Raw genomic sequence first — 12703 nt, 5'->3', positions numbered from 1 at the left:
GTACCCGTTTTTTACTTGGGGGAGTCCATGTACCCCCACCCTACTTCACTTCGTTCCGTTGAGCATGGGGTTCTATTGCTCCCCCAAACCCCCACGCTTCGATAGGGCGGAGAGTGTCAAAATCCGATTTAGTATAACAAGAGTTTCAGCACAGAAAATCTCTAGACAGGGGAATTCTCAACCTCTGAAAAATAGAGGTGTTAATCGTAAACAGTTGTCGGTTGACAAACTAAGCTGTTTTAAAATAATAATTTTTTCGAGCTAAAATTCAAGCTAAAGGCAATATTGACATTTTCCAGCGCTTCGACTAACCAAAATACTTTTTCTTTTGTAAAATTAGCATAATGATTGAATAAAACAGAGAAACGTTTTTCTAAATCTCCTTTCACCTTGCGAGAAATTAAAACTAATTTGAGTAATGCACCAATCACTGAAGTAGCACCTAAGTTATTCAGTAAGTCAACGAAGACAAAGTGACTCGGTTTTTGCGAACTTTCAACAACCATGAAGTTAAATATTTTGCGACAAGTTCCTGCCATTAAAGCATCATTAACCTTTTGGCTATCGTTGTGACTTAAGGTTTCTTGTAAAACTTGATATAAACGTTTGTTGAAACTATTTTTACCATATTTGGGATCAATAGAACTGCTTAAATATTCATAAAGTTCTTCTTTAAAAGTCCGATAGGAGCGAGTTTGACGACTTTGTTGAACAAACTGTTGAGCCAACTCGGGATAGCTATGTTGACCATCAACTTTACTGGTAAAATGATTAACAGCCGAGTAATATTTTTGCTCACAGAGTAGAGTTGGGTTTTTAGTCGGTAATAGAATTAATCCCTGTTCAGCACAGTGAGTCCGATCCGTTACATACTGATGTAAATCATCATCGAATTGTGACTGGCTACGATGTCGCATCATGCGAATTTCTTGTCGCTGTTCATCGGTGCTATCATCGGTGAGGAAAAAATGTTCATATAAATAGGGATATCGAATAATCAGTGTATCTAAGGTTTTAGCTTCGTTTGATTCAGTATTTTTACAGTCTTTAAACGCTTTAGCTAAACGACGTAAGGCGTGATATTGTTCTGATTGAATAAACCGCTTAACCAGCGATCGCAAACGTTGGGCTGTCCAACAAGGGGGTAGTCCCGTCGGTAAAAGTTCAAAGAGTTGGACTAATTCATAAATCGCCCATTGACATTTGCGGCGTTTTAACCAACGGTTAATTAAAATGTAGCAACAACGGTTCAGGATGTGGGAACATTCTTGATGAGAAAAATCTGCATCAACAACCCGACTTAAAGCCGCCCAAATTTCGGGATCAGGATATTCAACTTCACCTAAAAACAAGCTGCGAAAACGCTGAATCAACTGTTGGGGTGACTCAGTTTCGCAATAGTATTGTAGATGAGCATAAAGTTTCTGCTCATCTGAAGATCGAATTGAGTTGAACCCGATAGAGTTAATCACGGTTAGCCCTCTCACAGTCCAGGGAATAAATTTTAGCTTAATTCAACAAGTGTTTGGGACATTTACCCAAAATTTAAAAGCGAAGATCTCAGATTTTGATTCTTCTTTTCTAAAGTTGGCAATGATCAACCCCTTATTTTCAAGATGCGCCCTCAGTAACTCCTATGACTGGCGTTAACTGAAATCATTTTTATCCCTTAGTCCAGGAACATTAAAGATTTTCTGGGGGCTATTAAAAGGAGATGCAGATTTTTTCAGACTCAATCCAAGAGGGAGACGTTAGCGTGGCGTATATTTATCTATACGTTTCTAGTTTAATAGAAGGTTTGATTTTACACTGTAAAGTTTCAATCAAGAACGCCCGACAAATTGTAAAGATTCGGTAAAGGTAGATTGAACTTTCAGGTGAGTTGGTGTAATCAAAAGCGATTGAGAGGAATGATGTTAGCCGCTTTTGATCAAAGCAAATGTGAATAAAAAACTAACTTTTACTATTGAGATTGATCGCCCCTAACGCTTTCAAAGTCGCTTTTTGAGCGGTGGTGATTCCGGTCACTCCGGTAATATTCATCCCGTGATAGGGCTTGTCTGTCTTGAGAACTTGCAAACATTCGCCCGTTTCCAGATGCCAAATCCGAATGGCTTGATCGTAGCTTCCACTCGCCCAAGTCTCACCCTGGGTATTGAGATGAACCAACCAAACTGGACTACCTTGGTCGGCTAACATTTTAACACATTCTCCGGTTTGGACATCCCACAATCGCACTTGACCCCGATCACTCCCACTCACCCAAAGTTGACCCTCAGCCCGAAAAATCAAAGCCAGAAGACGCTCAACTGTTGCTAACCCGCTTTTTTGACATTTTCCACTGCTGACATCCCACAGTTTAACTGTACTGTCGTAGCTACCACTGGCTAAACTTTTTCCATCGGGACTAAACGCCAACAGATGAACTCTTTGAAGATGTCCTTCTAAAGTGTGCAGACAGTTCCCCGTTTGAAGATCCCACAGTTTGAGACTGTGATCATTACTCCCCGTCGCTAAAATTTTCCCATCGGGACTAAACGCCACAACCCCGACCCAACGGCTATGTCCGGTCAGTGTGTGTAGACATTCCCCCGTTTGGACGTCCCAAACCCGCACCGTTTGATCATCACTCGCACTGGCTAACATTCCCCCATCGTCGCTGAAAACCACCGCTTCTATTCGATCACTATGACCATGTAGCGTTTTCAAACATTCTCCGGTCTGGATATCCCACAACTTGACGGTACAATCATAACTTCCACTGGCCAGCATCCGACCATCTGGACTAAATACAACAGACCAAACCCAGTCTGAATGTCCCGAAAATCGTTTGATACATCGACCGGCTTTAATATCCCAAAGTCGAACTTTATTATCATCACTCCCCGTCACTAAAGTCTTTTCATCGGGACTGAGAACAAAAGACCAAACTTGATGTTTGTGACCTCGCAAGGTTCGCAAGCGTTGACCTGTAACCACATCCCATAACTGCACCATTTGTTCTTGACTTCCGGTGGCGAGAATTTTGTTATCCGGACTAAACGCCACTGAACAAACTTGACTTTCAAACCCTGTTAAGGTTTTAATACAAGTCCCCGTTTGAAGCTGCCAAAGTTTAACGGTTTGATCATCGCTGCTACTAGCCAGAAGTTGACCATCCTCACTAAATGCAACAGCCCAAACCGAATCTAAATGACCTTCTAAGGTATGAAAACATTGACCGGATTCGATATCCCACAACCGCACCGTATTCTCATCACAACTACTCGCAATCCAGCGAATTTTAGAGGCTTTTTTTTCGGTGAAATCCGGCAACTGTTCAGAATCAGAAGCTAAATTTTTAGTCGTTCTTTCGAGAAAAGCAACTGTCCAATTCCAAGTCGCATTTCCGGTAAACGTTCGTAAACATTCACCTGTATCTGTAGACCATAATTTAATCGTTTGGTCATCACTACTACTAGCGATCATCGCACGATCAGGACTAAAAATCACAGTCCGAATCCCTTCCCGATGTCCGTTCAAAACGTGCAAACATTCACCAGAACACACATCCCAAAGCCGCACCGTTCGATCATCGCTACCACTGGCAATCATTTGACCATCTCGACTAAAATTAACACATTTAATCGTTGCTTGATGTCCGAGCCAGCGATCCAAACATTCGCCTGTACTGACTTTCCAAATTCTCACGCTTTGATCATCGCTACCACTGGCGAGTAAGTTCCCCTCTGGACTAAAAGCTATCGATTTTACCAAACCTGTTTTTCCCTGAAAAATCAGCAATTTTTGACCGTCTTCTGTGTTCCATAATAAAATCTTTCCGTCTGCGTCTCCTGTCGCTAATTGGTTCTCTGGCCCAATCGCAACAGTCAGAGTATTTCCTAATGTTTCGGCAAAGACAGAACGGGATAAATCAGCACCCGAAAAATTCACGTTTTGTAAATTAGCATCTTGAAGATAAGCTTGCCAAACCGCAAGATGTGAAAAGTCATAATCCGCTAAATCTAATTCTAATTGATGACAGAGATTAATCAGATTTCCGCCTGCATATCCTGATTTTTCTTGAACATGATTTTTGAGTTTATCTAATAAATGATGAAATTTTTCTTGGAGTTCGACCCGCAGGCGATACCGTTCAGAAATACGTTGAACAAGGGGGTTGAGAATCACACGGGTTTGACTTTCTCGGATATAATCTTTGGCTTGGGATTTGATTAGGGCGTATCGGTTGAGCATGACAATATTTTCGGCTTGAATTTCTAGAAAAATATGCTCAATAAACTGTTCGATCATGTATTCCATAACCACAGGTTGCTGTGTAAAGCCATGAGAACTTTTTTCAATCAATGATCGCCGTCTTAAAGACTCTAAAGATTCAATCGCTTCTGTAGGAGAAACAACGGACAGCAAATCGGTTCGTAATTCTAATAAAGAAACAGGTTCTCGATTAATCGCCAGCCAATACATAATTTCAAGTTCTAACTCAGATAAACGTCCGAGTTGTTGTTCGAGTAAATCTCGAATATCCCCAAAGATAGCGGTTCCCTGTTGAATTTGTTCTAAAAATTCCGCAACTTGACCCCCAAAAACATCATCAATTGTAGTCGTGATTATTTTAATCGCTAGGGGATTTCCGGCGTAACGTTCGATTAATTGATGCCATTGTTCAGGTGATGCTAAAATTCCTTTAGCTTGAATTAAGGCTTGACAATCTTCGGTTTCGAGTCCCGTTAATTGCAAAGCACGAACATTCAGAATTTTTCCTTCTAATGCAGCGATTTCTCGGGGTTTTTCTCGACTGGTTAGGAGTAAACAACTTTGATGGCGACTTTCTCCTAAACGTTTAATCAGTTCCCCATAGTGTTCGTAGCCTTCACAATAGCGTCCAACTCGATCACCTTCTTGTAAAATCGATTCAGCATTATCGAAAATCACTAAACACCGAGATTCTCGCATTAATTCTATCAATTGAGAAATTTGGCGATGAATATCAGAGGATATATTAACTTGTTGTTCGTCTGATAAAAATTGGATGATTTCCGCTAAAATTTCAGATAAGGGCGGAGCATTTCTCAGACTTCGCCAAATCACATATTCAAACTCTGACTGAATTTTTTGAGCCAGTTGTACGGATAGAGAAGTTTTCCCAATTCCCCCCATTCCCAACAACGCCACCACCCGACATCCTTGAGTCACTATCCATTCTTCAAGTTGCTGTAGTTCTTGAGAACGTCCATAAAACAGCGAAACATCGGTGGCTTCTCCCCAGTCAATGTGGTGAGATGATTTCTCAGGGAGAATGGGTGAGGGAGGTTGAGGTGCGACGGGAGGAGGGGGTTCAACGTCATCAGATGGATTTTTTAGACTCTGAACTCGCTCGAGAACTGTGCGAAAGTTGGTTTTGCTGACTTTTTCTCCAAATTCATCCGACAGTAGACGCCACAGTTTCGGGCCAACATCTTGCTTGAGATATTCAGGAGTGCAACGATAGGCTAAGGCGATTTCGTGATATTTTTGACGACACCAAGTTCCTTGAACGACAGCCCGTTGAACATCGCTCAGGTGTTTACCCGTCTTGTCAAAAACAACAGCATCGGTTATCCTTAGTGCCTCTTCAAAATTCATAGCATGGGTGATGCGTTCAGCCCTCTGTTGTAGTTTAACCTGAATATTCCTCCCTTTTTCTGCGCTAGCAACCTGATTAGACAGGGATTTGGGCTAAATTACAAGGGGTTCGATGACTGGTATTAATTGATTCTATTTTAGAGGTTCTGGAGGAGTTTAGACAAATTGAAATGACTCGATCAATCTGATCGTCAGTTTCTTGTTGAAAAATAAGACTCTATTCAGATTTTTAATTAGTGATTAAAATGGGGTTATTTTATCGCTCTTGCTTCCAATTCAAAAGAGTTAAAATTTTTCACTTTTACGGAACTAATCTTAAATTGAACACGGCTGTCAACATCACTCAACTATAAGTTAGACCCCCAAAAAGATTGAAGACAGATTTATCGATTCATTGGATGTTTCATGATCTGGATCTGCACTATTAAATGTAGGTTTAATTTCTACATAACTTCCAAATCGTTCTAACCAGTCAAAAACCCGATCCAACTGTTCTAAACTGATTAAGCCATATTGCCACAAAATCATCGGCAGTTGACCACACTCTTGTTCGGGATGACGCAGGGCCATAGCGATGGAAGAGGCAGGGATCGCGAGTTCAAAGCGTAAAAACTGAATGAGTTGAGCTTGTTTGGTAGATAGCATTTTTATTTCCCTTCAAATCTCTAGTCGAGAATAAGTACATAACCGAATCTGCATTTTACGATCTTAAGTATTATGGATGGTTCCCAACTCTACCGTGACTCAAAACATCCTCTGCTTGTGATTCTACCCGTTTTTTTCTGTGATCTCTATCACACTTAAGTAGTGGATCTATTTGATTAGGTTTTTTAAGTCTAGCTATAATAATAAGCTATTGTAAAGTCCGTAATATTACTGAGTAGCACTCATCTATACAGGCTTCATTTAAACTTTATAATGTTTTAATCTTTTGTAAATCTTTTGTAAAATTGTTGCATGATAGATCATTGTGTGAGAGTAGAGACAACGGATCGTTTTGTTTATCAACCTCCCCAAACGGCTAAACAAGCAAAACGTATTCTGGTTAAGCCCAATTTAGGGTATCCCGTCGGCCCACCTGTTACCGTCAGTCGAGGGGTTTTGGGGGCGGTTTTACAAGGACTCAGACAGGCGAACCCCAGCGCTGAAATTTTAGTCGTTGAGGGGGTCTGTTCTCCGGTATCCCTGCATGAGATTATTAACCGTAATGGTTTGTCTGATCTGTTTATAGATGGAGTTCAACTACTTGATGCAGATCAACTCCCTTTAATGGAATATCCCAACCTTTCCCCCCAGCCTGTACGCTTCCCCTCAATGCACGCTCCAGCTATCCTTAAAGAAGTAGACTGTCGCATCAGTATAGGCGCCCTCAAACGCACTCACCTCAACGGAGAACCGTTAATTTCTGCTTCTCTCAAAAACCTTTATGGGTTGTTTCCTCGTAGCAAATATAAAGCCAGAAGTCCCAACTCACGAGGACAGTTACATCGTCCCTCAGTTCCGTTGATTTTGCAGGATGTTTATTTTTGTATCGGACATTTATTTGATGGGGCGGTTGTCGATAGCGATCGCAAGTTTATTAGTCCTGACTGGAAACCCGATAAAGGAAAATCAATTTATTGCGGAAAAGTCTTTTGGGGTGATGATTTAATTAACGTTGATCGTGAGGCTTGTCGGATCGCAGAGGAACCCATTCCCAACTATCTCAACTGTATTGATCAGTTACGCCATCAAAAGAGGATTTTATAATGTTCAAGGATTTTATAAACGTCTCAAAACTGTTAATAATTACAGCAAACGTTAGTTTATTAACCACTGCTTTTCTAACAGGACTTAAACAAAAATCAACCCCAAATAAATCCTAAACTGGCTTTGTAAGCTGTAAATAGGTCTCTGTTTTGGGTTAACCAATAAAACAGTTAGCCTTAGTCTGTAATTCTATGATTCTATTTTAGTCGTTTCAGGGGCGATCATCGGTTATCTTCGCTAAACCAGGGAATCCGCTATTTGATCTGCTAACTTTCTTGCACCTACTGCATCAATTTCCTGTAATTCCCCAAGTATTGTCCTCAAATCTTGAAGCCGAGCTTGTTTGCCCATAATCCATTTGTGATCTGAATCCCAGAATTCAGCAAGAACTTGAACTAAAAGTTCACTTTCGTCATTTCTTCTACTAGGTAAGTGATTCTGGTTTTGAATGAGCGTTGTAAAAAGTAATCGGCGGAACTGTTTATAGTCTGTTGATCTGCCAATACGATACAATTTTATTCTCAACACCCAATCAGGAAGTAATACATCATGGAAGCGACTGAAAAAGTTTACAAGCAATTCGTCGGCTTGAGTTGCTTTCTCAATATTATTTTGTGACCACTTCCATAGTAGATCGATCAATTTTTCCCATATATCCCTGGTTTCACCGAGAAATCGTAGATTTGAATCTTCTTGATTTCTAAGTTCAAAAAGATATTTTCCAACTGTACAGGCTATGTGATTTATTAATGAGTTGTCAATTATACTTGAAGAACTCCACTGAACAACGCAGTAACTTAAAGTATCTACAACATCACTTAAAACAATACAATCTACCAGTTCCACAGATTTTAAAGCCTCAATAAGTATATTTATTCGTGCAGCAACCTCTGTAGGATTAAATGTTATTGCTGCGTTTAAGATTTGAGATTGATCTGTATAGAGTCGTGTATTTACAGGACTATATCCATCTTCTCTTTGATAATCTTTGTAATTCAAATAGACAGCCTGTCTTTGGTGAATCAAAGTAAAAAGCACTTGACGGCACAAGGGAGTTATAAAATCCTGAATCTGTGTGTTGTCTAGTTGGACTTCTAATACGGGTATTAATACGGCTGCTAAAAAATTCCAATCAAAGCAATTGTTGAAATTATGTGATTCATATTTTAGTAATGGAAACACTATTTCGAGACATGGAATTAGTAGTTCTGGAACCCATTGAAAAGCATCAATGATAGATAATTCAGGGATTGTTTTTGTTACAAATTTTGATTGTAAGTTAGACCACGTTTCCTGAATTTCAGGATACTCTCCATTACTTAAACTTATTATTCGATCTATGATCTCAGGAGGTGTAATTACTGGAATCAGATGGGTATCCTCTTGTAAAATTGCTTGATTGTATGAAATTATATGAGTTAGTGCAATTAGGCGAGCTATCCAAGGAGTTACGTTTATTATTTCTTGGGTGAGTGTATGATCTAGCCCATATTCTCTTATCCACGATCGCATAAAAGCAGATGTATCACAATTGCGAACCCCAATAAGGCAACGGAAAGCAGATGATCGAAGTAAGGTTTCAGATTTGCATCTTCGCAGCAACTTAGGGGCTGCATGAGCAAGAAAAGCTTCGGCATCTATATCGTAACTCTGACAACGACTTAGGTGATCTAAATTAATTTGTAGATTGGAAAAATCACTAGCATAATAGGTGATATAGTTCTCCATTTTTTGGTTTATCTCGTTGCTAGGAGGCTCTATAACAACACTAATCATTGCCCAAACTGTATCTAGGAAAGATTTTTCTTCCCAGCGTTCTTTTAAAGAAGTAAGCTGTTCTTCACTTGTTAAAATACTAACCAAATTCCTATGTATTTCTGGTGTCTTATGCAACTCACCATCTAAAATTTGTCGGCACATCATTACGATTTCAATATGCTTAAGATTCCAAAGCGCAGATTCGGCTTTAGCATCAACTTCAGCATCTTCTGGTAAAGTACCGACAAAGCGAAAGTTTTGATTTCCATATTCATCCTCTTCTAACAGCCAGTTGTTGTCTTCAAACCAAGCTCGGATTTTTAATGCACGATGCTGGCTAACCTCTGGAATCAAATTAAGCTGATTATTATCCCAGTCTTTCAAAATTCGAGATTTTGCATCAAAAGGAATCTCTCCTTTTAGCCACATTTGGAGTGTTACCTTTAAAAGCGAATTTTTTCGGTGAGATAAACGATGAAATCCAAGTAACTCTTGATATTCTTCTTCCGATAGTTTTCTCCTGGCATTAAAACTATCGAATGCAAAATCCTGTCCCTTATCGATTAATTCAAACTCTAACCATATTAAAAGTTGTAGTGACGACAGTAGAGGTAGTAAGGAACTTTTCAAAAGATTGGGATCGCATTTAGCAAGCGAAATGAGTACCCCAAGCATTGCAACAGTGTCAGCACGCTCAAAGATAATTGATAGAGAATGTTCGAGAGCTACTTTAGTCGGACGACTATAAAGCCATCCCTCTAGCGTCATCAAGAAACAAGCAACAATATTCGGAGACCAAGGATACTTGCGATGCCAATACAGGGCATGACGACCACCTTTGAAGCTTTTTCTATTTTCGCCAACAAGCAAAGTTACGCCATCAGTATCAGTCTTTGGCATACCCTCCAGTTTGTTTTTTTTCCAGCGATGATCATACCAGCAATCTGTGGCTACATTACAAAGGGTTGCAACAACATCAACTGCAAGAAGTTCATTTACTTCAAGGAGATAAAGAAGTGGGGAAAACTTGAATGTGCAGACATCAATATCATCAGAGCCTGCTGTTCCAAGACTGTTATCTATGTTATCTAAGCGTTCAGGGGAGAGATCGAACTCATAGCGATAACCAGGCGGTGAAATAGCTAGAGCTAAAAGTAATTCAGCACCGACTTGTGGATTGACACGAATAACAGCACGGAGATATACACCATTCTGCTCCAACATGAATTTTCTAAAATCATGATCTACTCGACCTGAAGGGCCTTTCGGGTGCGCCGGTTCAAGTATACCTACTCCTGAATAAACTATGGAACGACTCGTATGAGTTGGTGCTAATTCTGTTGCTGGAATCACTTCTCGTCCTGCCAAAGCTCTCAACAGCCACGCTGAACGCTCTGGAACAAGTTTTAGTTTGACATACTCCCCATTTCTAAAGAAAGGGGATTCTTAGCTATTGCTAATTCTTGGTTCATCGACACGACTTATTGAATCGGATTTCTCCTCATCAACAGAGATCGAAGTCTCCCCAAGCGTTTCCTCGTCTGAGGCAGATTCCGAATGCCCTTCGGTACTGTATTGATTAAACTCAGCACCCAAAATACTCATACCTTTTTTCAAGATATTTAATGCAGCGTTGGTATCGCGGCAAATTTCTGTCTTGCATTTAGGGCATCTGTGAGTACGGGTACTGAGTGTTTTTTTGACTCGAAATCCACAGTTAGAACAATCCTGAGAAGTGAAATGTGGGCTAACAGAAACAACTGCTTTATCCCAAACTTTCCCAAAGTAGTCTAACCATTGAGTGAATTGATACCAACTCGCGTCTGAAATCGACTTAGCTAAATGATGGTTCTTAACCATGTTTTGTATCTTGAGGTCTTCATATACCACGACATCGTTAGATGCCACTACGCATCGAGCTAACTTAACAGCCCAGTCTTTACGTTGGCGTTGAACCTTTAAATGTGCTTTCCCCAGTCTTTTTCGAGCTTTGTGGTAGTTGTTTGACTGCGGCTTTTTACTCTCAACAAACTTCCTAGATAGTCGTCGCTGTAGCTTTTTAATTCGCTTTTCAGACGACCTTAGATACTTGGGATAGATGGCTGCATTATCGTTAGTGTCTTTGTAGAAATAGTTTAAACCCAAATCTAAACCGACTACTTTTCCGGTATAGTCTCCAGGCTCAGAGCGATTTGCATCAAAACAAAATTGAGCATAATATCCATCGGCTCGTCTCACTACCCTAACTCGATTGATTTTTAAGGTTAGAAGATCTTTTCTAACATCTAAATTGCAGAAAAGAGAGAATTTACCCGCCTTGAAACCATCTGTAAAATTAATAGATCTACAGTCGGATGACAGTTTCCAGCCAGTTGTTTTGTATTCAACTGAACGACAATGTTTTTTGAATTGAGGATAGCCTTTTTTCTTCGTTCCCTCTCTACAACGACGGTAGAAACTAGAGATTGAATTCCAAGCCCTTTCACCCGAAGCTTGACGCGCCATTGAGTTCAGTTTTTTAGCAAAAGAAAATTCTTTCGCCAACTCTTTACACAAACGAGAAATTCGAGATTTATCCACATCCCGTTCATCTCGCCATAGTCTAACTGCCTTGTTGTCGGGTAGGAGAGCATACGTCGCCGCATCTCTCCCCCCTAAGAACCGGACTTGACAGTTTCCCATCATCCGGCTCAAGCCTCCAGAGTCTCAGAACATTTACCCGTATGTACGTGCTTGTGGCAGGTGAGGTGTAGGTGGACTAGGTTGTCTTCCCTGTTAGTACCCCCATCCTTTACTTGCACTTTATGGTGGGTGTGTAGCTTTTCTCCATTAAACAGGTGTTCACCGCATATTGGGCATTTCCAGCTTTGGTTTTGGGCTACTTTAAATAGCTTTGAACCTCTTGCAAAGTATGTTTTCCCGTAGTTGGTTCTACGTTTTTCCCAGTATTCGGTTAGTTTGGGGTCGTCGGGGGATGCTGTTCCCTTGATTTTGACGTGACGGGTTATTGGTAAGTCTCCGAGCTTCGTTAGGATTAGGTTTTTCTTCTTCCCATTTCTATCTTCGACTATTGCGTGAAAGCTCCATTTCCTGCCATTAGCGGTGATGAAATACTTCCCTGCTACCCACTTCTTCCCCTTGCTTGGATGTCTGCTTAGTGACCATTTCCAGATTGCCTGGAAAATTTGGTGGTCAACATAGCTGAACACTTCGCTACTTACCCCGTGTTTATAGTAGTTTCCCCACCCCCTGATTCGGGGGTTTAGGTATTGGATAACTGCTTCAGGACTGGCGTGTTTGTTAGTTTTGAGCCATTCCCGTATTTCTCTAAGGAATAGTTTTACTTTTTCCTTTTGAGGTTTTACTAGACAGCTTCCCTGGAAGTGGCGGACATTGAACCCCAAAAAATTGAATCCTTGTTCTACATGAACAATATTGGTTTTATCCTCATTTAACTCCAGTCCTCTTGTTTTGAGGAGTTCCTTTACCGAGGGAATTATTTCCTCAATATCTATGAGAGTTTCGGCGGTGATGATGAAGTCGTCAGCGTATCTGACGAATCCATATTTAG

The 12703-nt window shown here is 40.5% G+C and carries 7 protein-coding genes; 1 reads left to right on the top strand and 6 read right to left on the bottom strand.

The features are described 5' to 3' along the window. Positions 1-239 precede the first annotated feature (239 nt). The 3 genes from WN50_RS10530 to WN50_RS10520 all read right to left on the bottom strand — a co-directional run bounded on the left by WN50_RS10530 (position 240) and on the right by WN50_RS10520 (position 6270). A complete protein-coding gene (locus WN50_RS10530; RefSeq protein WP_046280797.1) occupies positions 240-1472 on the bottom strand; it encodes a hypothetical protein in 1233 nt (410 codons plus the stop codon). Positions 1473-1953: 481 nt separating this feature from the next. Then, on the bottom strand, positions 1954-5625 hold the full coding sequence (locus WN50_RS10525; RefSeq protein WP_046280798.1) for a WD40 domain-containing protein: 3672 nt from the start codon (positions 5623-5625) through the stop codon (positions 1954-1956). Between the two features lie 354 nt (positions 5626-5979). Next, the gene (locus WN50_RS10520) at positions 5980-6270 is read right to left on the bottom strand and encodes a DUF2949 domain-containing protein (RefSeq protein WP_082172405.1); all 291 of its coding nucleotides are present in this window, start codon (positions 6268-6270) and stop codon (positions 5980-5982) included. Between the two features lie 312 nt (positions 6271-6582). Between WN50_RS10520 and WN50_RS10515 the strand changes: the two genes are divergently transcribed. Then, positions 6583-7374 (top strand): DUF362 domain-containing protein, encoded by a 792-nt coding sequence (locus tag WN50_RS10515; RefSeq protein ID WP_046280799.1) that lies wholly within the window; start codon positions 6583-6585, stop codon positions 7372-7374. A gap of 237 nt (positions 7375-7611) precedes the next feature. On the opposite strand, the gene WN50_RS10510 is transcribed toward WN50_RS10515, so the two are convergent. The 3 genes from WN50_RS10510 to WN50_RS10500 form a co-directional block, all read right to left on the bottom strand. Further along, positions 7612-10500 carry a hypothetical protein gene (locus tag WN50_RS10510; protein ID WP_152964769.1) on the bottom strand — a complete coding sequence of 963 codons (2889 nt, stop codon included), beginning with the start codon at positions 10498-10500 and terminating at the stop codon, positions 7612-7614. A gap of 78 nt (positions 10501-10578) precedes the next feature. Continuing rightward, a complete protein-coding gene (locus WN50_RS10505) occupies positions 10579-11814 on the bottom strand; it encodes an RNA-guided endonuclease InsQ/TnpB family protein (RefSeq protein WP_049559050.1) in 1236 nt (411 codons plus the stop codon). 8 nt (positions 11815-11822) lie between these two features. Next, positions 11823-12703, bottom strand: an 881-nt coding sequence (locus tag WN50_RS10500; protein WP_049559035.1) for a group II intron reverse transcriptase, incomplete at its 5' end; no start/stop codon positions are given.

The sequence above is a fragment of the Limnoraphis robusta CS-951 genome, assembly GCF_000972705.2.
Note: the sequence above shows the minus strand (reverse complement) of the source record. Positions and strands in the feature narration are given on the sequence as shown.

Excerpts from the sequence above, each read along its gene's own strand:
- WN50_RS10515 (WP_046280799.1), top strand. The coding sequence starts at position 6,583 with ATGATAGATCATTGTGTGAGAGTAGAGACAACGGATCGTTTTGTTTAT.
- WN50_RS10505 (WP_049559050.1), bottom strand. The coding sequence starts at position 11,814 with ATGGGAAACTGTCAAGTCCGGTTCTTAGGGGGGAGAGATGCGGCGACG.
- WN50_RS10525 (WP_046280798.1), bottom strand. The coding sequence starts at position 5,625 with ATGAATTTTGAAGAGGCACTAAGGATAACCGATGCTGTTGTTTTTGAC.
- WN50_RS10520 (WP_082172405.1), bottom strand. The coding sequence starts at position 6,270 with ATGCTATCTACCAAACAAGCTCAACTCATTCAGTTTTTACGCTTTGAA.